This window comes from Natrinema salinisoli (genome assembly GCF_020405205.1).
Classification (GTDB): Archaea; Halobacteriota; Halobacteria; order Halobacteriales; family Natrialbaceae; genus Natrinema; species Natrinema salinisoli.
Genome location: NZ_CP084469.1, coordinates 709155 through 734090, shown reverse-complemented (window position 1 = coordinate 734090; position 24936 = coordinate 709155). Strand labels below are relative to the sequence as shown.

30 protein-coding genes are annotated in these 24936 nt (G+C 64.8%); 13 read left to right on the top strand and 17 right to left on the bottom strand.

The window, feature by feature from the left end; all coding sequences use genetic code 11:
* Window positions 1–87 precede the first annotated feature (87 nt).
* The 3 genes from LDB05_RS03690 to LDB05_RS03680 form a co-directional block, all read right to left on the bottom strand.
* Complete coding sequence (locus LDB05_RS03690) at window positions 88–267, bottom strand: hypothetical protein (protein WP_226006580.1); 180 nt, start codon at window positions 265–267, stop codon at window positions 88–90.
* A 190-nt stretch (window positions 268–457) separates the two neighbouring features.
* Window positions 458–673 carry a DUF8015 family protein gene (locus LDB05_RS03685; protein ID WP_226006579.1) on the bottom strand — a complete coding sequence of 72 codons (216 nt, stop codon included), beginning with the start codon at window positions 671–673 and terminating at the stop codon, window positions 458–460.
* A 292-nt stretch (window positions 674–965) separates the two neighbouring features.
* Window positions 966–1391, bottom strand: coding sequence for a DUF3054 domain-containing protein (locus tag LDB05_RS03680; RefSeq protein ID WP_226006578.1), 426 nt, complete (start codon window positions 1389–1391; stop codon window positions 966–968).
* A 238-nt stretch (window positions 1392–1629) separates the two neighbouring features.
* Here LDB05_RS03680 and LDB05_RS03675 point away from each other — a divergent pair, with 238 nt between their 5' ends.
* Window positions 1630–2379 carry a J domain-containing protein gene (locus LDB05_RS03675; RefSeq protein WP_226006577.1) on the top strand — a complete coding sequence of 250 codons (750 nt, stop codon included), beginning with the start codon at window positions 1630–1632 and terminating at the stop codon, window positions 2377–2379.
* On the opposite strand, the gene LDB05_RS03670 is transcribed toward LDB05_RS03675, so the two are convergent.
* From LDB05_RS03670 to hisC, 7 genes are all read right to left on the bottom strand, one after another.
* Window positions 2352–2990 carry a toll/interleukin-1 receptor domain-containing protein gene (locus LDB05_RS03670; RefSeq protein WP_226006576.1) on the bottom strand — a complete coding sequence of 213 codons (639 nt, stop codon included), beginning with the start codon at window positions 2988–2990 and terminating at the stop codon, window positions 2352–2354. The genes LDB05_RS03675 and LDB05_RS03670 overlap by 28 nt on opposite strands.
* A gap of 70 nt (window positions 2991–3060) precedes the next feature.
* Window positions 3061–3549, bottom strand: a complete 489-nt coding sequence (locus LDB05_RS03665; protein ID WP_226006575.1) for a DUF8159 domain-containing protein — start codon at window positions 3547–3549, stop codon at window positions 3061–3063.
* Between the two features lie 76 nt (window positions 3550–3625).
* Window positions 3626–4270 carry a triose-phosphate isomerase gene (tpiA, locus tag LDB05_RS03660; protein WP_226006574.1) on the bottom strand — a complete coding sequence of 215 codons (645 nt, stop codon included), beginning with the start codon at window positions 4268–4270 and terminating at the stop codon, window positions 3626–3628.
* A 76-nt stretch (window positions 4271–4346) separates the two neighbouring features.
* The gene (locus LDB05_RS03655) at window positions 4347–4892 is read right to left on the bottom strand and encodes a multiprotein bridging factor aMBF1 (RefSeq protein WP_226006573.1); all 546 of its coding nucleotides are present in this window, start codon (window positions 4890–4892) and stop codon (window positions 4347–4349) included.
* Between the two features lie 86 nt (window positions 4893–4978).
* Complete coding sequence (locus tag LDB05_RS03650; RefSeq protein ID WP_226006572.1) at window positions 4979–5593, bottom strand: CDP-alcohol phosphatidyltransferase family protein; 615 nt, start codon at window positions 5591–5593, stop codon at window positions 4979–4981.
* Window positions 5590–6144, bottom strand: coding sequence for an adenylate kinase family protein (locus tag LDB05_RS03645; RefSeq protein WP_226006571.1), 555 nt, complete (start codon window positions 6142–6144; stop codon window positions 5590–5592). The genes LDB05_RS03650 and LDB05_RS03645 overlap by 4 nt, the downstream gene beginning before the upstream one ends.
* On the bottom strand, window positions 6141–7295 hold the full coding sequence (gene hisC / locus LDB05_RS03640; protein WP_226006570.1) for a histidinol-phosphate transaminase: 1155 nt from the start codon (window positions 7293–7295) through the stop codon (window positions 6141–6143). Before hisC ends, LDB05_RS03645 begins: the two co-directional genes overlap by 4 nt.
* Before the next feature lie 428 nt (window positions 7296–7723).
* Here hisC and LDB05_RS03635 point away from each other — a divergent pair, with 428 nt between their 5' ends.
* Entirely contained in the window at window positions 7724–8011 is a 288-nt protein-coding gene (locus LDB05_RS03635; protein WP_226006569.1) for a cyclase, read from the top strand.
* Between the two features lie 35 nt (window positions 8012–8046).
* On the opposite strand, the gene ligA is transcribed toward LDB05_RS03635, so the two are convergent.
* Complete coding sequence (gene ligA, locus LDB05_RS03630) at window positions 8047–9789, bottom strand: ATP-dependent DNA ligase LigA (protein WP_226006568.1); 1743 nt, start codon at window positions 9787–9789, stop codon at window positions 8047–8049.
* A 103-nt stretch (window positions 9790–9892) separates the two neighbouring features.
* On the opposite strand from ligA, the gene LDB05_RS03625 reads away from it, so the two are divergent.
* Window positions 9893–11464, top strand: a complete 1572-nt coding sequence (locus tag LDB05_RS03625; RefSeq protein WP_226006567.1) for a glutamate-cysteine ligase family protein — start codon at window positions 9893–9895, stop codon at window positions 11462–11464.
* Between the two features lie 18 nt (window positions 11465–11482).
* On the opposite strand, the gene LDB05_RS03620 is transcribed toward LDB05_RS03625, so the two are convergent.
* A complete protein-coding gene (locus LDB05_RS03620) occupies window positions 11483–12880 on the bottom strand; it encodes an FAD-binding oxidoreductase (protein WP_425498588.1) in 1398 nt (465 codons plus the stop codon).
* 249 nt (window positions 12881–13129) lie between these two features.
* On the opposite strand from LDB05_RS03620, the gene cofD reads away from it, so the two are divergent.
* The 3 genes from cofD (at window position 13130) to LDB05_RS03605 (ending at window position 16199) form a co-directional block, all read left to right on the top strand.
* The gene (cofD, locus tag LDB05_RS03615; protein WP_226006565.1) at window positions 13130–14122 is read left to right on the top strand and encodes a 2-phospho-L-lactate transferase; all 993 of its coding nucleotides are present in this window, start codon (window positions 13130–13132) and stop codon (window positions 14120–14122) included.
* Between the two features lies 1 nt (window position 14123).
* Complete coding sequence (locus LDB05_RS03610) at window positions 14124–14885, top strand: beta/alpha barrel domain-containing protein (protein ID WP_226006564.1); 762 nt, start codon at window positions 14124–14126, stop codon at window positions 14883–14885.
* Between the two features lie 108 nt (window positions 14886–14993).
* Entirely contained in the window at window positions 14994–16199 is a 1206-nt protein-coding gene (locus LDB05_RS03605; RefSeq protein ID WP_226006563.1) for an endonuclease/exonuclease/phosphatase family protein, read from the top strand.
* 84 nt (window positions 16200–16283) lie between these two features.
* Here the strand turns inward: LDB05_RS03605 and LDB05_RS03600 are convergent, their stop codons facing one another.
* Entirely contained in the window at window positions 16284–16625 is a 342-nt protein-coding gene (locus LDB05_RS03600; protein WP_226006562.1) for a cupin domain-containing protein, read from the bottom strand.
* A 113-nt stretch (window positions 16626–16738) separates the two neighbouring features.
* Here LDB05_RS03600 and LDB05_RS03595 point away from each other — a divergent pair, with 113 nt between their 5' ends.
* From LDB05_RS03595 to LDB05_RS03585, 3 genes are all read left to right on the top strand, one after another.
* Window positions 16739–17590 (top strand): triphosphoribosyl-dephospho-CoA synthase, encoded by an 852-nt coding sequence (locus tag LDB05_RS03595; protein WP_226006561.1) that lies wholly within the window; start codon window positions 16739–16741, stop codon window positions 17588–17590.
* A complete protein-coding gene (locus LDB05_RS03590) occupies window positions 17587–18174 on the top strand; it encodes a DUF447 domain-containing protein (RefSeq protein ID WP_226006560.1) in 588 nt (195 codons plus the stop codon). Before LDB05_RS03595 ends, LDB05_RS03590 begins: the two co-directional genes overlap by 4 nt.
* A gap of 143 nt (window positions 18175–18317) precedes the next feature.
* The gene (locus tag LDB05_RS03585; protein WP_005559773.1) at window positions 18318–18509 is read left to right on the top strand and encodes a 30S ribosomal protein S17e; all 192 of its coding nucleotides are present in this window, start codon (window positions 18318–18320) and stop codon (window positions 18507–18509) included.
* Window positions 18510–18586: 77 nt separating this feature from the next.
* Here LDB05_RS03585 and LDB05_RS03580 read toward each other — a convergent pair whose 3' ends face one another.
* Together LDB05_RS03580 and LDB05_RS03575 are read right to left on the bottom strand one after the other, a co-directional pair.
* Window positions 18587–18829 carry a hypothetical protein gene (locus LDB05_RS03580; RefSeq protein ID WP_226006559.1) on the bottom strand — a complete coding sequence of 81 codons (243 nt, stop codon included), beginning with the start codon at window positions 18827–18829 and terminating at the stop codon, window positions 18587–18589.
* 199 nt (window positions 18830–19028) lie between these two features.
* Window positions 19029–19295, bottom strand: coding sequence for a hypothetical protein (locus LDB05_RS03575; protein ID WP_226006558.1), 267 nt, complete (start codon window positions 19293–19295; stop codon window positions 19029–19031).
* A gap of 216 nt (window positions 19296–19511) precedes the next feature.
* On the opposite strand from LDB05_RS03575, the gene asd reads away from it, so the two are divergent.
* The 3 genes from asd (at window position 19512) to LDB05_RS03560 (ending at window position 21739) form a co-directional block, all read left to right on the top strand.
* Window positions 19512–20546: an aspartate-semialdehyde dehydrogenase gene (asd, locus tag LDB05_RS03570; protein ID WP_226006557.1), complete on the top strand. Its 1035-nt coding sequence runs from the start codon at window positions 19512–19514 to the stop codon at window positions 20544–20546.
* A gap of 186 nt (window positions 20547–20732) precedes the next feature.
* Window positions 20733–21362, top strand: a complete 630-nt coding sequence (locus LDB05_RS03565; RefSeq protein WP_226006556.1) for a helix-turn-helix domain-containing protein — start codon at window positions 20733–20735, stop codon at window positions 21360–21362.
* 68 nt (window positions 21363–21430) lie between these two features.
* The gene (locus tag LDB05_RS03560) at window positions 21431–21739 is read left to right on the top strand and encodes a HalOD1 output domain-containing protein (RefSeq protein ID WP_226006555.1); all 309 of its coding nucleotides are present in this window, start codon (window positions 21431–21433) and stop codon (window positions 21737–21739) included.
* Window positions 21740–21832: 93 nt separating this feature from the next.
* Here the strand turns inward: LDB05_RS03560 and LDB05_RS03555 are convergent, their stop codons facing one another.
* Both LDB05_RS03555 and LDB05_RS03550 read right to left on the bottom strand, forming a co-directional pair.
* Entirely contained in the window at window positions 21833–22264 is a 432-nt protein-coding gene (locus LDB05_RS03555; RefSeq protein ID WP_226006554.1) for a universal stress protein, read from the bottom strand.
* Between the two features lie 166 nt (window positions 22265–22430).
* Window positions 22431–23405, bottom strand: coding sequence for a D-2-hydroxyacid dehydrogenase (locus LDB05_RS03550; protein ID WP_226006553.1), 975 nt, complete (start codon window positions 23403–23405; stop codon window positions 22431–22433).
* Window positions 23406–23522: 117 nt separating this feature from the next.
* Here LDB05_RS03550 and LDB05_RS03545 point away from each other — a divergent pair, with 117 nt between their 5' ends.
* Window positions 23523–24914 (top strand): NAD(P)/FAD-dependent oxidoreductase, encoded by a 1392-nt coding sequence (locus LDB05_RS03545; RefSeq protein ID WP_226006552.1) that lies wholly within the window; start codon window positions 23523–23525, stop codon window positions 24912–24914.
* Window positions 24915–24936 lie beyond the last annotated feature (22 nt).

Genomic DNA, 24936 nt, shown 5'->3' with positions numbered 1-24936 from the left:
TTGGATACACCACGATCGTATCGGCCACTGGCCGACCATCCATTGCGAACCCGTTCGTCGACTCCCGTCGATACCGGGCGAGCACAGTTACGGCGTGAAATGCGGCCACCGCTTTTCGGGAATCAACTCGGTGTCGCCACAGCACCCACACGTTGCGGGTGCTTCGTACTGGTGACCGCTATCGGTCCGTACGGAGACCGTACCGGCGTGCATCGTCTGACAGGCCGTACAGACGTACTTCTCCGGCATCTCTGGGGAATGAGCCATGGAAACAGCTACCCCTGCTAGCGATATATGCTGGCGATACCTCTCCCGGACGGCGTCGACGTATTCGGCCGGAGTCGCGAGGTCGGCGACGGCGTCACTGGACAGGAATAGGGTGTCAGTCACGGCGGATAGCACGAATCGGAGACGGCAAAAGGAACCGAAAGCAGGGATCGAAGGGGAGGACTGGCGATCAGTCGGCGTTCATCGGCGGCCGCGCGGACCGAGGCTCGTCGGCGGTGTCTGCTGGCGTATTGACGAACATCGCGTGACCGATGATTCCCATCGCGACGAGCGAACCGAGCGGTACCGCCGCAGTCAGCGAGATTCCCACGGTCATCAGGGCTGCGGTGATACCGATCAGTGCGACTGGGATGAGGCCGAGAACAATGTCGTAATATCCAGTCATAATCTAACCTATAGTAGGAGGAATTCCCATATAAGTGTTTCCCATAATCGGCTCGTGGTAGATGAGTTTCTAACTGATATCCTATCCAATTGATTCTCATAACTTATGAGAGAGATGTTTTGCTACGGAAAGCGATATTTTTCGTTCTGAATCGTCAGGTCGACTGAGATCTAGGTGGTATCAATCGGTTTGGGTGTCGTTAATCGCCAAACGGGAGAACCGCGCCCAAATAAAACATTTCGTATGAGTCAGAACCAGTATGCGTTCCGGTTTCGATCGGCGGCGAGACGGGTTACTCCGTCGCGGAGAAGAGCAACGAATAGCAGAGTCGCCATCCCACCAGTACGACCAGAACGGAGGCGGTTATGACGACCGGGAACGGCCACGTCGTCCCGCCGACGAACAACGGTGATCCCCTGATCATGAGTCCGACGTTGGCAGCCGCGATCCAGGCAACGACCGTCAGGCGAAGGCCGTGACCGCTCAGTGGACTGTCGAGCGTGTACACTCCCGCGAGCAGTGCAACGGCGAGCCAGCCGACGACGAACGGTACGATCGTCTCGAGGGATCCGAGCGGATCGGCGATCGGATCGCCTCCGTGGTCGATGTACCCGTAGAGGACCATCCCAGCAACGAGGACGACGTCGACGATCCCGGCGGCGACACGATGACTGTCGGGCACGCTGTCACGGACCCCGGTCTGAACTGCGGTGTCCATACCCGACCCTCGGTACGGGGGTCCTATTGATGTCTCGGTTCTGCCCGATCAGTGGGAACGAGATCGACCAGTGACGAGCCGTGGTCCGCGTCGACAACCGCACGTCTCACGTTCCATCGTCCGAGAGGGAACCACACACCGGTCCGTATTCGATTGCCATCGCGGGAGCCACGATACGAATCGCTCCACGACTGTCAGAAGAAGAACTAATATACGACCACCTCGAACCGAACGCGTGATGGCTGTGGTCAGCGAACATCGTGTCGACTGCGACGGGTGCGGCCGAATGGTTGCGTTCGAGGAGCTGACACCAGTGACGATGCCGGACGGCGAACAGGTCGTGTGCTGTCCGGACTGTGAGCCCCACGCCAGAGCGACCGCGCGGAACGAGAACTCGCTCGACCAGCGGCGGGACGCCTGCGACGGCTGTACCGGCACCTATCTCACGGAAGAACTCGAGGACGTGGTGCTCGAAGACGGGACCGTACTGACCTGTTGTCCGGAGTGTGCAGCCGAAGCCCCGGCTGGTGACGGTGACGACGCGGCCGCCGGAGACAGTACAGCAGGTGCTGCTACCGGTTCGAACGCGACGCGCGACTCCGACCGGACCGCTACCAGATGGACCGCGACGGACGAGTCGAACCACTCCGCCACTCCCGACACTGACGCGGACAAAACCCTCTGTGGCCAGTGTCGGGAGTGGGTCTCCGAGGAACTCTTTCGGATCACCACGATCGACGAACGGACGGAGAAGCTCTGCTCCGACTGCAAGGCCGACGCCGAAGAGAAGGGAATCGTCGCCGACGTGGCCATGCGAGAGACGCGAGCCCGCGAGGTACTCGGCGTCGATGCGAACGCGAGCGACGGCGCGATCCGCGAGGCGTTTCACGAGCAAGTGAAACGCGCCCATCCGGACCGGGAAAGCGGGAGCAAATCGGCGTTCAAACTCGTAAATAAGGCCTACGAGCGGCTCCGAGAGGACGACTGAGCGGTCACGCCGTCCTCGCGGCCGACAAAGCCGATCGTCGCCGGGTTGAAGTAGTACCTCGAGCCACAGACCGCACACGACGTCGTCAGGTGTTTGCCGTGGCTGTGGAGTTTCCAGAGTTTCGTCTGTCCCTGCTCGAGTTCGAGCGTCACCGGCTGGTCACAGTCGGGGACCGTACACGGGAATCGAATGTACCAGTTCGGGACCGACAGTGCGCCCAGCGGGGCGAGCTCGCTCCGGAGTCGACACAGCAGGTTGAAAATCGTAAACGTGAGATTGTTTCGATCGATCGCTACGCCCTCGACGTCGCCGATGAACCCGCGGCGGTTGCGATCCTCGTCGTGAAGCGGCAAGACGGGGATGCCCTTGGCCACCGCGTATCCGATCTCCTGATTGATCCACCGGTTGTCGGCCGCGTCTTCCGTTAGCACTGCGACGACGACGTCACTGTTGGCGAGTCGCCCCTCGAGTCGCGTTCGCGACCGGCCGGACTCGATCTCCTCGAGGGCGATGTGGACGCCGAACGGGAAGTTCTTGACCGTCGAGAACAGATCCTGGACGAGTTCGAGGTCGCCGGGCGCGTGAGAAACGTACACCTGTTCTCCGGTCATTGAGTCGTCTACGATAAGCAGGTTTGTGAGCCATTATTAATCTACCTCTCTTTCGTATTTATTGCCGCTCTCATTCGCTCTGGTGATGTTTTACGGTTGTCAGAACGCGTTCGGAAAATTCGACCTGCGAGAGGTCGTCACCGAGCCGGTCGAACCACTCGCGTTCGACGTACCACCAGCCCCGGACGTCGCCGTCGGTCGTTACCGACGTCACTTCGAGTCGACCGGGCGTCCACTCCCGTTCCTCGCCGATCCCCAACAGCGTTCGGAGGACGGCTCCGACCTCGTTGCTCGTCACACCCGGCGCGTCCGTGACGGCTTCGTACTCGAGTTCGATTCCGGCCCCGTCTTCGGGTGTCACTCCGCGCTGTTCGGTCTCCGCTACGGTTCCGTCCCCGGTCGTCTCGGCTGCCTCGTCGTCCATCCAGGTGAACGACGTGACGTAGTAGCCGTGGCTCATCAGCCTGTTCTCGAGCGCGACGCCCACGGGTCGCTCCTCCGCGTCGGTCCCGCCGTCGACGTCGGTCTCGCTCTCAGTATCGGCCCCTTCGTCAGTCATACGGTCACGTTCGACGGGAACCGAGAAAAGTCGGTCGGCACGACGTCCGCACCGTCGGTCGGCGTCGGTACCCGGCTCAGAGCGGTTCGACCAGGTCCTCGAGTGCCGCTTTCGGGTCGTCCGCCTTCGCGACGCCGCTGGCGAGCAGAACGCCCTCGGCGCCGAGTTCGCCGGCCGCGACGACGTCGTCCCCCGTACTGATACCGGCGCCACAGAGGACCGACACCTCGGAGTCGACGTTCGACGCTGCTTCGACGGCGCCTTCGACGACCTCCGGGTCGGCCTGGCTCACCGGCGTTCCGGTTCCGATGAGTGCCGGCGGTTCGACGGCGACGGCATCGGGGCCCAGCGCCGCGGCCGCACCGATCTGGGCCGGGTTGTTCGCACAGACGACCGTCTCGAGATCCGCCCGTTCGGCCGCCCGGACTGCGCCGTCGATGTCGGCCAGTTTCAGCCGTCGCTCGGAGTGATTGATGAGTGTTCCGGCCGCGCCAGCGTCCGCGACGCTCTCGGCAAGGGTGTGGCCGGTGTTGCTCCCGTGCTCGATCGAGTCGACGTGCTGGGCCCAGGTCTCCGCACCCGTCTCGGCGACGCGCTCTATGTGTGCCGCCTGCGGCGCGACGGCCAGACGGGCGTCAGTGGTTTCGTTGACGTCGCGGACGGCGGCCGCAACGTCGACTGGATCACACGGATACGTCTTCAGGTTAACGAGGACGAACATATCGGCAACCCCACTCGCAGGTAAGAAATAGCTTGCGAGTCGGGGACGCTATCGAGGACGGACCCGACGATCGGCCTCAGTCCTTGCGCTTGACCACGTCACCGAGCGTGTAACTCCCGGACGAGGAGCCACCCGACCACTCCGAATCGTCGCCGGAGCTTCCCTCGGCGCTCAGGGAAATCTCGAGGAAGTTCTCGAGTTTGGACTGGACCTCGTCGCTCGGGAGCGTATCTCCGCGTTCGATCTTGCGGATCAGACTGGCCTTCTCGTTGAGTTCGTTCGCGAGATCCGACTGACTGAGGCCCTCGTTCTCGCGGGCGTTGCGGACGCGGTCGTCGTAATCGGTCGCGAGCTCGTCCATGTCGTCGAACATGTCCGAGCGGCGCTGGCTCGAGCCGCCCGAACTCGATGAACTCGCACTCGATCCCGACGACTGGCCGCCCCCACCGGACGAGGACGAACTCGAGCCGGTCGAGTACTTCGTCGACCCGCTCGAACTCGACGTGTCTTTGACTTCAGTGCCGAAATCCGTGCAATTCGAACACACGTCTAGCTTCGCGCCCTCGACTTTGATGGTGTTCGGGGACGACGTCTCGGCCCCACACATCTCGCACTGAACCATGTCGATTCCTATATCGCGGTGAGGGATAAAGTATGCGGCGTGGTTTCAGCCCGTAGAAACCCCCAGTTAGCGGACGGAAACGGGGATTACTCGAGGGCTGCCCAGGAGTAATAGAAGCGCTGGAGCGCGGTCAGATGGCCGACGACCGCGAGGAAGACGAGCAGCCAGCCCACGAGCGAGAATCCGCCCGGCGTCGTTCCCGCCAGCGGGTACGCCAGGAAGCCGGCGACGCCGATGATCGCGAGGCGGTCCGCCCGGCCGACGAGCCCGCCGTAGACTCGATCGAGGCCGACCGCCTGGGCCTGCGTGCCCAGATACGACGTCATCACGACGCCCGTGACGGCGAGAAATCCGAGCAGGTAGTCCTCGACCCCCGCGGCCAGCCCCGCGATGACGACGATGTCCGCGTACCGGTCGAGGACGTGATCGAGCAGGTCGCCGCCGGCCGAGGCGACCTCTTGCTCGCGTGCGAGCGCGCCGTCGACGATATCCAGCCAGCCGTTCAGGAAGACGAGCACCGCCGCCGCGACGTACCAGATCGGGTCCTCGAGCCCGCCGAGTGCGAACGCCACCGCGGCCAGAACGGCCATCCCGAACGCGATCACGCTCACGCCATTCGGCGTCATGCCGACGCGGTCGAAGCCCTTGACGAACGGGTCGAGGAACCGCGAGACGTACGGCCGGAACTTGTCGAGCGTCACGTGAGATACCCCACGAAGTCGACCTCGCCAGCGCTCGGGTCGCGCTCGCCCGCGGCGACCGCTTCGAGTTCGTCGGCGACCGCTTCGGGATCGCGGTCGGTCGTGTCGACCTCGTAGACCGACTCGAGGCCGTGTTCCTCGACCGCCTCCGAGAGGATCACGTCCAGCGCTTCGCTCTCGGCGTTCTCCCTCGCTTTCGCTACCGTCTCGCCGCGCTCGAGCAGCCGCTCCTCGAGCGTCGCCGGGTGACACCGCAACACGACGACCCGGTCGGCGTCGAAGTGGTGGGCGAGGTGCGATTCGATCAGGACGTCATCCCGTCCTGCAAGCCAGTCGCTCAGGGCCTCGAGGTCGGCGACCTTGCTCTCACGGTCGGCGTCGACTTCGGTGTAGAGTTCTTCGTCTTCGAGCACCCGATTGAGATGGATCACCTCGAGATCCGGGGTGGGCTCATCGTCCACCGTCCCGTCTGCGGCCGTCGAGTGAGTCTCGAAATAGTCGGTCGCGGTCGTCTTTCCAGTGCCCGGGGTACCGGTGACGGCGACTCTCATGAATCGGCGACCTCCGCGTCCGGATCCTCGAACCCGTCCATCGGTTCCGTCTCGAGGTCGAGGTCCTCGAGGACGGCGTTGAGCGTTGCAACGGCGCGTTCGGTCTCGTCTTCGGTCCCGCAGGTGATGCGGATACAGCCCGGCAGGCCGAAACTCGAGCAGTCCCGAACGATGACCCCGCGCTCCTGCATTTCCTCGGCGACGGCCGAGGCGTCCCCGACGGCGGCGAGGACGAAGTTACCCTCGCTCTGCCAGACATGGGCGTCGATGTTCTCGCGCATGTACGCTCGTGACTCGCGGGTCGTCTCGACGGTTCGCACGACGTGTTCGTCGTCGTCGACGGCCGCGAGGCCGGCCCGGCAGGCGAGTTCGCTCGCCGCGAACGGCGTGTTCACGCGGGTGTAGGCCTCGCTCCACTCCGCGGGGACGACGGCGTAGCCGAGTCGAACGCCGGCGAGCCCGTAGGCTTTCGAGAACGTCCGGAGGATCGCGACGTCGTCGCGGGCCTCGAACCCGTCGCGCCCCTCGACGAGCGCGATGGCGCTGTCGCGGTCGGCGAACTCGCCGTAGGCCTCGTCGACGGCGATCAGCGTCTCGTCGCCGGTTTCGTCGGCGAGTCGCTCGAGCTCCGCCAGCGGCATCGTCGAGCCGGTCGGGTTGTGCGGGCTGGTGATCCAGATCACCCGCTCGCCGTCGTAGGCCTCGAGCACCATCTCTGCGTCTTGCTCGAAGTCCTCGTCTCGGGAAAGGGAGTACCCCCGAACGTCGCCGTGGTGGAAGCGGGAACTCATTCCGTAATAGGCGAAGCCGGGCGATGGGACGAGCACGTCGTCCCCCGGCTCGAGGGCCGCTCGGTGGAGGTAATCGATCGCCCCGTCGCCGCCGTTGGCCAGCCAGACTTGCTCGTCGACGACTCCCCAGCGGTCGGCGACGGCGCTCGTGAGGTCGGCGTGAGCCGCTTTCGGATAGGAATTTACGCTCGAGGCCGTCTCGCGGATGGCCACCGCCGCGGCCGGTGAGGGGCCGTGCGGGTTCTCGTTCGAGGCGAGTTTGATGAACTCCGAGGGGTCGCGCCCGAGTTCGCGGGCGACCTCCTCGATGCCTCGACCCGCCTCGTATGCGACGTGATCGGACAGGTCGCGCGGTTGCATACGCGAATCCTGTTCCCCGTGGCTCTTAAGGGTGCTTACATATGGTGAGTCGCTCGAAGCTGACCGTCAACCTGCGGTGGCGCACGCGGAGCCGTGACGAGCAAACAGCGAGTCTCGGCTCGAAATCGTGCGAGGGACGAGCGAGGGAACGACGTGACCGAGTGAGTCGGCTGGGGAGGGCGTGGAAATCCCTAGTGTCCGCGATAGCAGAACGCTTTTCCGTGGAATCCTCGAGACAGCACCAGTCGAGTCGACGGCCCCCGCGTCACTGATTTCGTAATCCCTCGAGACACCTGCCACTACCCTGTCACTCGGGCGACTCGAAACGACTCGAGACGGTTTACGAACCCCGTCGCAGATCGCAGTCGTCGTCGACGGCAGAACACAGCACCCTCATTTACAGGGTCCGAACCTCAATACCGCGACCAATGGTTTACATCCACGCCCGCCACGAAGTCGAAGACTACGAGCGGTGGGAACGACACCACGAGGCCAACGCCGAGACGCGTGCGGCCCACGGCTCGCTCGGTACGCGGGTGTTTCGCGTGGACGAGGAGCCGACGACGCTCGTCCTCGTACAGGAGGTCGCGGACGATCGGCTCGAGGAGCTGTTGGCCTACTACGAGTCGGACGAGTTCGAAGCGCTCCTCGAGAAGGCGGGCGTGATCGACATGGGTGCGACCGTCGCAGATCTGGTCCACGAACAGGATGCCTGAATTCGGTCCAACGTCCTGACCGAAACTCTTCACGATTAGTTGCTCTGCAGTCGTTCCAGCCGCTCGAGCGAATCCGCATCCGCCGGATCCTTGTCAGGCCGAACGCCCACGAAGCGCGGGAACCGCAGCGCGTAGCCCGAGGAGTACGTCGGCGACGACTGGATTTCCTCGTAGCCGACCTCGAAGACGATCTCGGGCTCGAGCTCGACCTCCTGTCCGTCCTCGGCGGCGATGTGGGGCTCGAGTAGCTCGGTCAATTCCGCCAGTTTCTCGTCGGTGATCCCGGTCGCGACCTTGCCGACGGTTTCGAGATCCTCGCCCGCGCGCACGGCGAGTTCGAACGTGCCGAGGAAGGTCGCGCGTCTCCCCTCGCCCCACTCCGCACCCGTCACGACGCAGTCTATCGTCTCCACGTCGGGTTTCCGTTTTCGCCAGTGCTTCCCGCGCCGGCCCGGCGAGTAGGTCGAGCCGGGGTTCTTGAGCATGATCCCCTCGTGGCCCGCCTCGAGGGCCTCGGCGTCGATCGCCTCGATCTCGTCGGGGTCGTCGGTCCGCCAGAGCAGCGATAAGCCCTCGATATCGCCATCGTCGACGGAATCGGCGTCAGCGTCGGCGTCGACAAGCACCGACCGAAGCCGGTCGTGGCGCGTCGTCAGCGGCTCCGCGAGCAAGTCGTCCCCGTCGGCGTGCAGACAGTCGAAGAAGACCGGCCGGACCGTGACGTCCTCTCGGGCCTTCGCGACGTCGTGTTTGCGCCGGAACCGCTTGAGAACCTCCTGGAACGGTAACGGCGCCCCCTCTGCGTCGATCGCGACGACTTCGCCGTCGAGGATCGCGGATTCCTCGAGGTGGGCCTCGGCGAACTCGACCACTTCGGGGAGGGCGTCGGTGACTTCCTCCATGTTTCGCGAGAAGACGCGGGCCTCAGCCATCGACTCGCCGGAATCGACCGGATCGTAATGCAACTGCACCCGTGCTCCGTCGTACTTCCACTCGACGGCGGCTTCGTCCCACTCCTCGAGCGCGTCCGTCACCGTCCCCGCCTGGGCGAGCATCGCCTGAACCGGACGGCCCACTTCGAGATTCATCGCGTCCAGCCCCTCGAGCCCATCGTCGCGGGCGATTCGTGCGACCTGCCCGTAGTCGTTCGAGACCTGCAGGGCGCGCTCGACCCGATCCTTGGGGACGTCGAATGCGTCGGCGATGGCATCCCGAACGGTCCCTTCTCCCACGCCGATACGCATCTCCGAGAGGACGATGCGCGCGAGGTAGCGCGCTTCCTCGCTCGAGCAGCGGTTGAACAGCCCGAACAGCAGGTCGACCTTGCGGTCTTGACTACCCGACCCCTCGGCAGCCGCGAGGTCCTCGAGCGTTTTGTAGACCTCGCGAACGGTGAGATCGCCGCCGTTGCCGTCGCTTCCACCCCCAGTTCCACCCGTGCCACCGCCGGTGAAGGCACCCAGCCCCTGCTGGCCGCCGAAGTCGTAGCTCGCAGCCACGTCGCCGATCTCCCCGACCTCGGCGAGTCGATCCTCGACGTCGTCGGCGCTCACGTTCGTCCCCGCGGCGCGGGCGATCGCCTCGTAACACGCGCTCGGCCCGATATCCAGCGTCGTCGAATCCCAGGCCGGAAACACTCGCCCTTGAACGAAGCGCGCTGCGACCTCGAGGTCGGAACCGGCGTCCGCGAGTAGGTCCCGAACGTGAGCGATGACTTCGAGGTCGGCGGGTTCGGCCTCGATCGTCCCGGCGCGGTCGGCGAACGTGGCAAACTCCATCGGCGACGTGTATCGTCGCGGGGGGTAAAACGGTTCTGAGACCACTCGCGGATCCCCACTCAAGTGACGTGCTTTAAAGACAGTCGGCCACTCACTCGGAGGTATGCCAGAAGAGGAACTCGCCGCACGGGTTGCGGACGTGTTGGGGGTCGACGCCGTCGACTTTCGCGAGCGAGCCGAGGCGGACGCCGAGGTGATCAAAGACGCCGTCGAGGAGGGGGTCTTCGACAACCCGCAAGCCATCATCGGCCTCGAGTACGAGTTCTACGCGGTCAAGGCCGACGACTGTACGCTGCGGCGGGTCCCGCGCAGACTGCTCGAATTGATCGGGTTCGAGAAGGAACTGGGGCTGCACAACGCGGAGATGACGACGAGTCCGCAGCCACTGAACGCCCACGGGCTGACGGCGCAGGAGTCGGAGGTCAAGGCGCGCCTGCGGACAGCGCTCAACGTCACCGATTCCGAACGGATGCGATTAGTAAGCGACGCCCTCTGGACGATTCCGCCCGAGGGAGAGGACGCTGGCACCTACCTCACCGACAGCGTCGAGCGGACGGCGACCACTCCGGAGGGCGACGACCGGATGATCCGGATCGCGACGAACATGAGCGACTCCGCGCGCTATCACGCGATGGCCAACACCGATCAGGCCGAGTCCGCGGGAATGCGCATCGAAGCGCCGCACGTCTCGCTACAGGGCGATACCGTGATGCCCGAGAGTCTCATCACGTCGATTCAGCCCCACTATCAGGTCGCCCACGCCCCCGATCTACCCGACTACTTCAACTACGCGCTGCGGATCGCGGGTCCGCTCCTCGCGCTCGGTGTCAACTCCCCGTTCTTCCCCGCCGACCTCTACGACGATGACGCGAGCGCCGACGAGATCCTCCGGGACGCCTGGATGGAACACCGCATCAGCGTCTTCGAAACCGTACTCAACGACCCCACCACGGGCGAAGGGAAGGTCCGCTTCCCGCACGATCTCGAGACCGTTGACGAGGCGATCGACCGAATCGCCGGCGACGATACCATCGTCCCCATGCCGGTCGACGGGGGCGAACGGTTCGACGACCAGTTCCCCCACTTCAGCCGCAAACACGGCACCTACTGGCGGTGGGTTCGACCGGTCTTCGGCGGTCCCACCCGCTCCGCGGCCAACGCTCGCATCGAGTTCCGGCCGATCCCCGCTCAGCCCACGGTCCGCGATTCCGTCGCCTTCCTCGCCGCCTTCGCCGGCCTGATGGAGAGCCTGACCCGCCTCGAGCACCCCGTCGTCGAACTCGACTGGCAGATCGCGCGAGAAAACTTCTACGCCGCGATGGTCGACGGACTGGAGGCCGATATGACCTGGATTACCAACGACGGGAAGGAGACTACCGACAGCCTCGCGCTCTACGAGGACCTGCTGGCCCACGCCGAGGACGGCTTGACCAATCGCGGGCTGAGCGAAGAGGACGCCGCGAAGTACCTCTACCCGCTCCGGCGGCGCGTCCGGCAGGTGGTGACACCCGCGAGCTGGAAACACGAACAGGTACGGGAGGCCATCGAGGACGGTGCGGACCTCGAGGAGGCGATCGCGACGATGCAACGCGAGTACGTCAGTCGGCAGTCGGAGACGTTGCTCGAGGGGAGCTTCGCTGACTGGATCGGTGACTGGCGGGCCGAAGACGAGTAACAACGGCCGAAATCGGAATTACCGGGCGGGGGCGACGTTCTGGTTCATCCGGAACAGGTTTTCCGGATCGTACTCGGCTTTGATCTCCGCCAGCCGATCTCGATTCTCCCCGTAGGCGAGTGTCTCCTCGCCTTCTTCCTCGCTGATGAAGTTTACGTAGACGCCGCCGGTGGCGTAGGGAGCCATCGCGTCGAAGAACTCCCGGGACCAGGCGATACATTCGTCGTCCATCGCGGGGTCCTCCCAGCGCGTGTGGACGTTCATCGCGTATTCGGCGTCGCGGTGTGGGTACGCCGTCGCGTCCGACGGAACGCGCGCCATCTCGCCGCCGATCTGTCCGAAGAAGATCTCGGACAGCGGCGACGGGAGTTCGGCCGCGTACTCGACCGCGGTATCGATGGCGTCGTCAGAGAGCTCGCTGAAGTTGTGCGATTTCCAGTAGTTCCGGGCCCCTTCCGTGAGAAGCGGGTCGAACGCCTGCTGGAACGCCGCGTACTGGTGTGGGCCGACGGCGTCGGCGATCGGATCCCCGTACTCTCGGATCGGGGCCAACACCTCCTCCCCCTCATCCATGTCGCCGGCGTAGAACGTCACGACGAGTACGACACCGACGCCGTGGACGTTCTCGGGAAGGAACGGAAGCGGCGGTGCCTTCCGGAGGACGACCCAGACCGCGGACTCGTCCGGTGCATCCTCGTTGAAGTCCCGGACGTGTCGGATAACGTCCCTCGCATCATCGCCCGCGTAGACGATCGGTCCGGAGAGTATCTCGGGACCGACCTCGTGGAGGTCGAACTCGAACGAGGTAACGACGCCGAAGTTGCCACTGCCGCCCCGTATTCCCCAGAAGAGGTCCGGGTTTTCGTCTTCGCTCGCGTGACGCAGTTCGCCGTTCGCGGTGACGATATCGACGGAGCGCAGGTTGTCCACCGTCATTCCGTACCTCCGGGTCAGCCAGCCAAAGCCGCCCCCGAGCGTGAGCCCCGCGACGCCGGTCGTCGAGTTGATCCCGAGCGGCGTCGCCAGTCCGAACGCCTGCGCCTCGTGGTCGACGTCGGCGAGGGTCGCCCCCGCCTCGACTCGAGCCGTTCGTTCCTCTGGATCGACGCGAACCGAACGCATCATCGAGAGGTCGAGCATCAGCCCGTCGTCACAGACCGCGTTCCCCGCGATGTTGTGTCCGGCACCGTGAACTGCGAGCAACAGCTTCTGCTCACGGGCGAAGTTCACCGCCGCGATCACGTCCGAAACGCCCATCGCTCGGACGATGAGTGCCGGGCGGCGATCGACCATCCCGTTCCAGACGGCTCGCGCCTCGTCGTAGTTCGGATCCCCGGGGCGGAGCAACTCGCCGTGAAGCCCCTCGCCGAATCCATCCATTGCACCCTCGTCTACGGGTGTAGTTGTTACTGCCATGATTACTCAGCATTCATACGCTTCGTGCGGAGATATAGTTATGCATGATTAATAATTAAGATAGGTCCAGAGGCAAGAGAGACTCGAGAACGGGGGTGACAGGACGCAACTCGTGGGAAGCTATCTTCGAATGCCAGTGATCTGAGACGGCAACTCGGAGCGCGACGAGTCCGCCGCGTCTCGTACCAGGGATCGACGTGCTCGGAGCGGCCGAAAGCGATTAAGTACCCACGCTCGAGAGGTGTAGGTATGGTAACCTTCCTCTCCGGGGGCACCGGAACGCCGAAGCTGCTAGACGGTGCAGCCGCCGCGTTCTCGCCGGAGGAAACCACGGTCGTCGCCAATACGGGCGACGACATCGAGCTCGGCGGGCTCTTCGTCTCGCCGGACGTCGATACGCTGCTGTTTCAGGGCGGTGGGATCCTCGACCGAGAGACGTGGTGGGGAATCAAAGGCGACACGCACAGAACCAACTCGGCGCTGATGGACATCGCCGCGGCCGCGGACCTCCCCGAGGGTCCACAGTACCTGCCTACAGGAAAACAGACCGAGAGCCGTGAGCTCGCGAACTGGCGGCGCTTTTCCGGCATCGCCGAGTTCATGACGATCGGCGATCGCGATCGCGCCGTCCACATCACGCGGACGAGCCTCCTCGACGAGGGCTACACGCTGAGCGAGGCGACCCAGCGGCTCGCCGACGCGTTCGGGCTGACCATCGATCTGCTGCCGATGAGCGACGATCCCATCGCGAGCCTCGTCCACACGGACCAGGGACTCATGCACTTCCAGGAGTACTGGGTCGGTCACGGCGGCGAACCGACCGTCGACACGGTCGAGTTCCGCGGCTCTTCGAAGGCCGAACCCGGGTCGGGCGTTCTCGAGGCCCTCGAAGACCCCGTCGTCATCGGCCCCTCGAACCCGGTCACCAGCATCGGACCGATGCTCGCGCTGCCGGGCGTCGCGGACGCGCTCGCACAGACGACGGTCGTCGCCGTTTCGCCGTTTCTCGGCGACGATGCCTTCTCCGGACCCGCAGCCGCCCTCATGGAAGCCGTCAACGCGGATCCGAGCACGGAAGGGCTGGCGACCGCGTATCCGTTCGCGGACGCCTTCGTGATCGACGAGAACGACGACGCCGAGTTCGACCGTCCGGTCGTCAAGACGGACATCGCGATCGACTCCCGAGATGACGCCAAACGGATCATTCGCGCGATCGACCACGCGATCGAGAACCTGCCCTGAGATGGACTCGACGCTTCCGTTCGCGCCGCCGCTCGCGCTCGCGAGTCTGAGCGGCGAGGCCGACGCCGACTGGGCCCGTTCCGGGGCAACATACGCCGGTGCCGCGTTCCTCGGCGGTATCGCCCTCGACGCGGACTCGAGAGCCGCCGCGCGCGAACTCGTCGACCGGGATCGCACCGAGTTCCTGCCCGACGATCCGCTCGCGTTCGTCGACCGCGAACTCGAGGCGCTCGCGGACGTCCCCATCCAGCCGGCGTTCAACGTCCGGAGCGCGACCGTCGATCCGATCCCAGCGGCGGCCGACATCTGCCGGGATCGAAACGCTCTCCTCGAGATCAACGCCCACTGCCGACAGGACGAGCTCTGCGCCGTCGGCTGCGGCGAGACGCTCCTGCGGGACGGGGAGCGCCTCGCTGGATACGTCGAACGGGCCGCCGAGACCGGAGCCACCGTCGGCGTGAAAGTTCGGGCGGAGGTCCCCGGTGTGGACCTGCCGACGCTGGCTCGCAGCCTCGAGCGTGCGGGCGCGGATTTCGTTCACGTCGACGCGATGGACACCGAATCCGTCGTCGCCGACGTGGTCGACGCGACCGACCTGTTCGTGATCGCCAACAACGGTGTCCGCGACGACGAGACCGTCCGCGAGTACGTCGAATACGGCGCCGACGCAGTCAGCGTCGGTCGGCCCAGCGACGATCCCGTCGTGCTCGAGCGGGTCGCCGATGCGGTCGAGCGACACCTCGGAGCCGCGGCGCGTCGGTAGTCGTGAGACAGGTCGGTTTCGGTCGTTTCACGGCCGCTTCCGTAGTTGAGTACCGACTCATAGTCGGGCCGACGACAGTTTTTTGGTAATATCGGGAGACGTGAACGTATGGTCCGCGAAACCACGAGGCGGCGGTTCCTCACGGCGACAGGCGCGACAGTTGCGACAACAGGTATCGTCGGAACGGCCAGCGGAGCCGGTCGCGGGACGTCGGAGCGGAAACCCGATCCCACGCGGTACGCGGCGTTCAACGTTATCGAACTCGAGACCGAGCAGGTCCAGGAGCCGGGCGACGAGCAGGCGGAAGCCGCGGCCCGGATCGTCCAGGAGGTTCGCCCGGACGTGCTGGTCATAAACGAACTCACGAACAACATGCAGGAGGGGAAGCGAACGGATCGGACGAACATCGACGCGTTCGTCGAGAACTACCTCTCCGTCCCCCAGCGCGATGATCTCGAGGGAATCGACTACCCGCACACCCTACAGCCCGAGAGCAATACTGGCGTTCTTCCCGACGAGGAGTACGACTTCAACAAGGACGGCGAAGCGGGCCAGCGGCCGGGAGACGCGTTCGGTTTCGGGGTGTATCCGGGCCACTACGCGTTCGCGATCGCCAGTCGGCACCCGATCGAGGAAAACCGGATCCGCTCGTTCCAGGAGTTCCGCTGGGACGACATGCCGAACAACCTGATCGTCACCGAGGAGGAGGCCGACGACGACGCCGAACTCTACCTCACGCCCGAGGAACGGGACGTGTATCGGCTTTCCTCGAAGACCCACATCGATGTGCCGATCGACGTCGACGGCGACGTCGTCCACGGCCTGTTCGCCCATCCGACGCCCCCGGGCTTCGACGGTTCCGAGAACTTCAACGGGCAGTGGAACCACGACGAGGTCCGCTTCTTCGCCGACTATGTCGCGGGCGCGGAGTACATCTACGACGACAGCGGTGAAACCGGCGGGATCGCGGACGACGCCTCTTACGTCCTGATGGGAGACATGAACGCAGGGCCCCGGACCGACCGTCCGCTCGACCCCGCGACGAAGTACCTCTTCGACAACGACGATTTCAACACTCGCCGGCTACCCACGAGCCCCGGCGGTGCCCAGCGCGGCAACCCCTACGCGACCCGCTTCGGCGGTGACTTCGAGGGAGTCGTCGAACAGATCGACTACGTGCTTCCGTCACCCGACCTGTCGCTGCAAGGGTCGTCCGTCGTCTGGCCGAGCCGAAACGCGAGCAAGCGGGGACTCGGCGACGACGTCTCGACGGCCTCCGATCACCGGCTCGTCTGGGCCGACATCGACGCGTAGCGTCGCTATCTACCCCGATTCTTTCAAAACAAGTCGAACGGTAGTAAGCCCCCGCCGGTCACTGACGATCGAAACCGATCGTCGCTACAGCGGTGCCCCGATCAGAACGAGTTTCGCCCGTTCGTCGCCACGGTTGTGTATCTGGCGCGTTTCGTCGGGATCCAGTCGAATCAGCTCGTCCGCCTCGAGGGACACGGTTTCGCCGCCGGAGAGATCGACCTCGATCGACCCCTCGACCACGTAGTAGACTTCCTCCTGACCGGTCTCCGCTTCGTCGTGTTCCATCCCCTTGCCGCCGGGCTCGAGCTCGAGGATCGAAATACCGAGTTTCTCGGCGTCGAGATCCTCCTTGAGGAACCACATGCCGCCCCACACCTCGTCGACGACTGACTCGGGATCGGTCTTCGCAGCAGTGTCGTAACCCATACGTGATAGTTTTCGGTTCGAGACTTAAATCGGGCGGACGGTGACCCCGTCTCCGGTCCGTCTCGAGCCACAACCCCCACCCCTAAGCCGTCCCGGCACGCAGGGGAACGTATATGCGATCACCGGCAGGGAACGCGGAACTGGCGTTGCTCCTCGAGGTCGCGGGGACCCCGAAACCGGGGAACGTCGACCGCCACCGAGACCTCGCCGACCTTCGGTTCGAGCACTTCCTCGCCGGGGCGGTGGGGGCTCGCGAGGGACTCGAGGTCGCGGCCGACGGCGCGGCGATCGGGCCGGCGTTCGAACGAGCCGTCGAGGGGATGGCCGCACAGGAGGGCGGCAACACCCAGTTCGGGGCGCTCCTGTTGCTCGTCCCGCTCGTCCGAGCCGCCCGCGAGGACCTCGCACCGCCCGTCGCGGAGTCCGTCGTCCGGGAGACGACCGTCGGCGACGCGGCGGCGTTCTACCGCGCGTTCGAACACGTCGACGTCGCCGTGGCAGACCCGCCCGACGACATGGCGGCACTCGACGTGCGCCGCGGTGCTGACGCGGTTCCGGCGCTCGAAGCCCGCGGGCTAACGCTCTTCGATATTATGGACCGGAGCGTTCCCGGCGACGACGTCGCTCGGGAGTGGACCACGGGATTCGACCGCTCGTTCGCGGCGGCCGAGCGGCTTGCCGAGTTCGACGGCCCGATTCCCGATCGAACCGCGGCCGTCTTCCTCTCCGCGCTCGCCGACCGACCGGACACGCTCGTCGCGACGCGTCACGGCGAGGCGACCGCCCGAGACGTGACCGAGCGCGCCGCGGAACTGGTCGCCGACGATGCGCTCGAGCGGGACCGGGACGCGGTCGAAACCTTCGCCGACGAACTCGTCGACCGGGGTATCAATCCGGGAACGACGGCGGACATCGTCGCGGCTGGGCTGTTCGTCGCGCTCGAGCACGAGGCGATCGAGCTATGAATCGCGACGGAGCCGCGGCGACCGCGGAGTGGCCAGTCACGCTCGCCGGCGTCACCGAGTCGGTCGTGACGACCATGGGACCGAACGGGCTGTGGAACGTCGCCGCGCTCGGCCTCCACGCCGGCGATCCCGTCACCGCTCGGACGTGGGGGAACACCCGCACCCGCCGGAACTTCCACCGGCAGGGGGAGGGGTACGTCCAGTTCGTCGACGACCCGGTCGCGTTCGCCGACGCCGCCCTCTCGATCGTCGAACGCGAGGAACCGATCCTCGAGTCCGCGACCGCCTGGGCGCGCGCGACCGTCGAACGGGTCGATGCCGGGACCGACGGCGAGACGGACTGGGAGGAGTGGACGCTTCGGCCCGTCGAGGCGGCGATCGAGCGCGAAACGGTCCCGACGATCGACCGCGGGTTCGGTGCGGTCGTCGAGGCGACCATCGCCGCGTCGCGACTCGAGGTCGACGAGTACGACGAGCGCGAGCTCCGGGACCGGCTCGCGTACTGTGCGTCCGTCGTCGATCGCGCCGGCGGGCCGCGAGAGCGCGACGCGATCGATCGCGTGCGCGAGCATTCGACGTGGTAACGGTCGATATCGGTGAGATTCGCTTTCGAACATCGGTATATGCTGCCCGTCGGATCGCGATCGCTCGCGTCGGTGCGGCGGAATTGGGGTTCCGGAGCAGCAAAGAGAAAGGGATTAAGAGCCTCTGGACGGAAACACTCGATATGGCAATCAAACCGGCCTACGTCAAGAAGACCGGGAACCTCCTGCTCGAGCGGTACCCGGAGGCATTCACGACCGATTTCGAACAGAACAAAGACAGCGTCACGAAGCTCACGAACGTCGAATCCAAGGGCGTCCGCAACCGCATCGCGGGCTACGTGACCCGGAAGAAAGGCGCCGAAGTCCCTGCGTAAGTCGATATTTTCACCTCGATCGATAGCTGAAATGGCCGATACCAGCGGCGGCCATGCTCGACGGATAGCGACGGTCCTTACACTGGTGTGTCCGACTGGACCGTGTACGTCTTCGCCTTCTCGTAGCGTTTGTACAAGTAGATTACCGGAAACGGAACGAGAAGCATTGTCAGTAGGTACCTGCCGCGGGCAGCGGTGAATCCGACGAGTACAGTCGCCATCAGAATCGACACATGGCCGTAAATCCAGAGCCACCGCTTCATCGATTCCCACTCGCCGTACAGATACGAATAATAGAACGATTCGATGCTGTCGATCATACCGACGCAACGAAGAGCGGGGATTTGAATTTCCGGGAAACGAACCGGACCCGTACTGCGATAGAATCCGGTTCCATCGGACCGCGTCTGATACCCGACTCGAAAGCAGTCCCACCGTGTTCGTCCGATACCCGAGTTGAGGGAAGTGCCGAGGGCCGGCAGGAACGGTCACGGACCGTCCGGCTGGTGATCCGCGGCGTTACTCGTCGAACCCGGGTTCCATGTAGACCGCGGCGATGGCCGCGACGAGAGCGATACCGAGTGCGAACAGCAGTCCGACGACGCCGGTCAAGATGGACAGATCCAGACCGATTACCGGGAGCGATCCGTCGTTGTACCCCGTCCAGGCGAAGACGACGCCCAGCAACACCGCGATCGCTGCGATCGCCGCGGCACCCATGCTAAAGCGGGTCTCGAGCAGTCCTCGATCGCTCGTATTCGCGGTCGAACTCGTCATCGGGACCACCTCTGGCCTGCGGCCTCGAGTCGATCCTGTCGGTAATGCATCGATCGATAGCTGGCGCTCCCGTTTCTTAACATCTTCTATCCGTTCACAGCAGCTGCGAGTGACGACCCGTCAGAACGCGTCGTCCGATCGGGAACCCGTTCGGTAACTTCGTCGATTGACACCTGCTACCGAAAACCCAAACGGTTTTGCGGACACGACTCGGAGTGGCGGAAAATGGCAGTACGAGTAGGCGTACTCGGTGCGACCGGCGCTGTTGGACAGCGACTGATTCAGCTTCTCGACCCCCATCCGGAGTTCGAGATCGCGGCACTGACCGCGAGCGACTCCAGCGCCGGCAAGACGTATCGACAGGCCGCGAAGTGGCGCGTCGACAGCCCGATCCCGACGGACGTCGCGGAGATGACCGTCACGGCGACCGATCCCGACGAGGTGCCCAACGACGTCGACATGCTGTTCTCGTCGCTCCCCTCGAGCGTCGGCGCGAAAGTCGAACCGGGGTTCTGCGAGGAGGGCTACGTCGTCTCCTCGAACTCCTCGAACGGCCGCATGGACGACGACATCCCCCTCGTGATTCCCGAGGTCAACGCCGAACACGTCGACCTGCTCGAGGTCCAGCGCGACGAGCGCGGCTGGGACGGCGCACTCCTCAAGAACCCCAACTGCTCGACGATCACGTTCGTTCCCACGCTCGCGGCCCTGACCGACTACGGCCTCGAGAACGTCCACGTCTCGACCCTGCAGGCCGTCTCCGGCGCGGGCTACGACGGCGTCAGCTCGATGGAGATCATCGACAACGCCATCCCCTTCATCGGCAGCGAAGAGGACAAGCTCGAGACCGAGTCCCGAAAGCTGCTGGGCGAGTTCGACGGTGCCGAGCTGACTCACAACAGCATGGACGTCGCGGCCTCCTGTAACCGCATCCCGACCATCGACGGGCACCTCGAGAACGTCTGGGTCGAGACCGAGGAGGAACTCACCGTCGACGCCGCCGCCGATGCCATGCGGGAGTTCCCGTCGCTCGATCTGCGGTCCTCGCCCGACCCGCTGATCCACGTCTTCGAAGAGCCCGATCGGCCACAGCCCCGACTCGACCGGACGCTCGGTGACGGAATGGCCATCGCCGCGGGCGGGATTCAGGAATCGCCCTTCGGCCTGCAGTACAACTGTCTGGCACACAACACGATCCGCGGTGCTGCCGGCGCGAGCGTCCTCAACGGCGAACTCCTGCTCGAGAACGGCTACATTTAGAGCCGACGGGATCGGTCGGCGATTTCTCAGTGGACGATACGGCTCGAATTCTACCTGTACGGGACAGGGGCCCGGCTCGTCGAGATCGGTCATTCGACGAGGAGAGTCAGTTTTCCGCGTCTCTCACCTCGGCCGTCGGTGTAGTATACAAGTATCGGACTCGTAAGCGAAGCGAGTGAGTCGCCTATGTCCCTGATCGTCGAGTTCGAAATAGCGACGCCGATCCTTCGGCGGACGGTCGAGGCTGCCTCCCGGATCGACATCGAAGAGATCTACCAGTCCGAGACGGGCGAAACGAAGCTGCTCTGCTGGGCCTACGGTGACTCCCTCGCGGATATCGATGCGGCGATCGACGACGACGATACCGTACGGACGTACACGCTCATCGAGGAGCCCGGCGACCGCCGGCTATACAGCGTCACGCTGTCTGAACTGGGGGAAAATCATCTGACATATCCGACGGCAGCGGAGTACGACATCGGATACCATGATGTCACGGTCACGACGGATACGAAGATTCGTGCCCGCGTTCCGTCGCGGGAAGCCCTGTTCGCCTATCGCGACGTCTGTCGCGAAAAGGACATTCCGTTTCGAATCCAGCGAATATTCCAGGAATCGAATCGAGCGAGCGATCGCTACGGCATCACCGACAGCCAACGGGAAGCGCTGCTGGCCGCCCTCGAGAAGGGATACTTCGACGTACCCCGTCAGACGACGCTAACCGCGGTCGCCGCGCAACTGGATATCTCCGACCAAGCACTGTCCGCCCGGCTTCGGCGAGGACACGCCAACCTCCTTCGCAGCACGGTCGCATGACGATCCCCGATTTAAAACGTTGACCATCCAATCGTGTTCGCTTCCCGCGTCGGTCCGATAGGGGAGGTATGGAAACTGACTCTTCGACCGGCGGGCCGCGACTGCAAAACGAGACCACCATGTACCAGTCCGATCCAGATCAGCCGCTCAGTGAAGCAGTCCTCGACGCGATCGCGTCGGAATCGGGGCTGGACGTCCTCGAGCTCGCGGACGAGTTCGGCCCGCTGTACGATGCGATCGACCCGAACGCGCTCGATTCGTTGTTTCAGTCGACTGCGACCGCGGAGCGGTCCGTCGGCTCCGTCACGTTCGAGTACGCTACCTATCAGGTCACGGTCGACCAGACGGGCTGTGTGGAACTCTCGGACCAGCAGTAAGGATCGGGCTCGGACGACCGATACCAAGTCGAAGAACCGAGGCCGGCAACGGACTGATTCCGTTTCGAGTCGTATTCGTACAGAATCGTCCGTTTAGCCGTCATTTCGTGGCAACGCGACCACCGGAACCGAGGCCTCCTTCACCAGTCGACGAGCCGTATCACCGGTGAGCAGTTCCACGAACCGGCTTCCTTTGCGAGGTTCGAAGACGACGGCGTCGACGTCCCGCTCGAGCGCCGCCTCGAAAATCGTCTCGACGACGTCGGTACCGAAGAGGATCGCCGTCTCGACGGTTCCGGCCCGTCCCTCGAGCGGTCCGCGGGTGCGCTCGAAGATTTCTTGGGCGTACTCCTCGCGCTGCTCCACCGACGCCTTGTCGGGCGCGCCGCCGGCCTTCTCGATCACGTTGACGACCAGCACCGTACTCGAGGGGGAGAGATACGGTGCGAGTGACCTCGCGGTCTGCTCCCCGTCTTCGGGATCGGCGACGGGGACGAGAACCGTTCCGTCGAACGTCAGCGACATGGATCGCCTCCGGGCGCTACGTCGCGTCCTCCTCGAGCGGTTCTATCGGTCAGTGATAGGTCCATACTCGTGATTCGTCGCAGGGAGTCAAAAAGGTGCGTCGAACGCCTCGGCGGACTCGAGCGGCTGCCGGCGGGAGCAAACGTGGATCGGACGTGGGTACCGATCAGGGCAGCACCTGATTCTCGAGAGTGGCGTCCGATCCCGACTCGTCGAATCGGCGGACGTTTTCGGCGACGATGTCGGCCAGCCGGCTGTAGTAGTTCGGCGTGTGGCCCGCGTTGTGGGGGGTGATCTGGACGTTCTCGAAGTTCCACAGCGGATGCTCTTCGGGCAAAGGCTCGGGATCGGTGACGTCCAGCGATGCACCGCGGATCCAGTTCGAGCGCAGCGCCGCGACGAGCGCGTCCGTGTCGACGACCGGCCCGCGGGCGATATTGATCAGTACCGACTCGGGATCCATCGTGACGAACGCTTCCTCGTCGATCAGTCCGCGCGTCGTCTCCGTCAGCGGACACGCGAGCACGAGGTAATCCGTCCGCGCGAGCGCATCGTCGAACGCCTCGTCCCCGAACCCGATCACCTCGTCCGTCGGCCCGCCCTTCTCGGGTGTGTAGCGCACCCCGATCGTGTCGACGCCGAAGGGCTCGAGGCGGTCGCAGACGGACTGTCCGATCGCTCCGAGACCGACGACGGTGACCGTCGATCCCTGTAGTTCGGTGGCCTTGTAGTGGCGCCACTCGCGGCGGCGCTGCCGCCGCGCGCCGACGTGGAACCGGCGCGTGAAGTGCAAGATTGCCCCGAGCACGTGCTCGCCGATGTTCGGCCCGTGGACCCCCGAGGCGTTCGTCACTGCGACGCCTCGATCCGCGAGTTCGTCGAGGGGGAGATGTCCGGTGCCCGCGTAGGCACACGCGAAGACTTCGAGGCTGTTTGCGGCCTCGAGCAAGTCGTCCTCGAGCGTCATGCCGGTGACGAAGCGGGCGTCCCGAATCGCCGCGCGCTCTTCGGCGGGCGTGCGCGCGAGTTCGACGGTGTGGTCCGGCAGCCGGTCCCGGATCGCGTCGGCGTACTGTTCGATCGGCGTCCCGTGAGTGCCCTTCCGAAGGACGAGTACGTCCGGCGCGTCGTCGTCAGTCATGTCCGGAGCGTCGGTCGGTGCGATCAAAAGGGTTCGTCTCGCGGCAGCGGGATCGGATCGATCGCGGAGACATTCGCCTCGCAGTTTTTATAATGGCTCAATGAGTCTCCACGGCGTATGGAACGCGTAGACGTCGCGATCGTCGGCGGGGGTCCCGCTGGTGCATCCGCGGCCGAACGGGCCGCCGCCCACGGCGCAGAGACGGTCCTCTTCGAGCAGGGGGTGCCTCGAGAGGATCGCGAGGGGCCGGGGCCGGATTCGACCGACGCCGCCGGGATGCTCGACTACTGGATCGACATCATGGGGTTCGACTATCGGGAGATTCCCGACGAGGTCATCCACCGGGAACTCGAGGCGACCGAGTTCGTCGGACCGAACAGCCGCGTCGAATTGACCTCGACCGGCATGGAGGCCACCTATCCCAAGTTCGGATACACCTTCCACCGCGCGCGCATGGACGACTGGCTCCACGAGCGCGCGGCCGACGCGGGCGCCGACCTGCGCATCGGCACCGGCGTGAAGGACCTCGAGACCGACCTGCGGGCCTCGAGTTCGAAGGGACCGACCCACACGCTGACGCTCTCGAACGGCGACCGGCTCGAGGCGCAGTACGTCGTCCTCGCGGACGGGCCACAGCGCCGAATCACGCTCGACGCCCTCGATCAGTTCACCGGCCCCGGCCGGAGCGTCTCGGATCACCTCTCGCCCCCGAAGGCGAACCACATCGCCTATCAGGAGTACCGGGAGTTCCCGGAAGAGCTCTTCGAGGAGTTCGAGGACCGACTCAAGTTCTGGTGGGGGTATATGCCCGGCGAGACGGCCTATCCCTGGGTCTTCCCGAACGACGGCACGGTCGCCCGCGTCGGGCTGACGATGCCCATCGGGATGACCCTCGAGGACGTGGACGACCCCGGTTCTTACAAGCTCCTTCGGCCGGACGACGAGCGGATCCCCTCGGGTGCGGAGTACATTACGCGCCTCCTCGAGCAGGAGTACGGCGACGAGTACGACGTCGAGGAAGACATTCCGCGCGTCGAGGATCGCGGCAAGTCGAAGGGGACCGAGACCTATCCGATCTCCTCGACGCGACCGATCGAGTCGCCCGTCGGCGCGAACATCGCCGTCGCCGGCGGTGCGATGGGGACGACTTCCGCCTTCCACGAGGGTGGCTACCACGTCGCCGTCCGTACCGGCAAGATCGCCGGCCGCCTGGCCGCGACGGACTCGCTTGCAAACTACAACGACGTCTGGAAGCGCGCGATCGGCGACGAGATCCTGCGCAACGTCGCCTTCGCCGATATCGTCGCCGACTACGGCCCCGACGACTGGGACTGGGCGTTCGACACCATCAACGACATGCAGGGTAACGGGTCGGACAACGCGCTGGTCAGCAAGAAGTTCTCCGCCGGCCTCGATGCTGCCAAGATCATGGCGACGTACAAACGCCAGAAGTTCAAGTACCGCGGCGGCGGGTACGTCCAGCTTACGGAGGACGACTACTTCTACTGAGCCGCCCGTTCGCCGGTTCCTC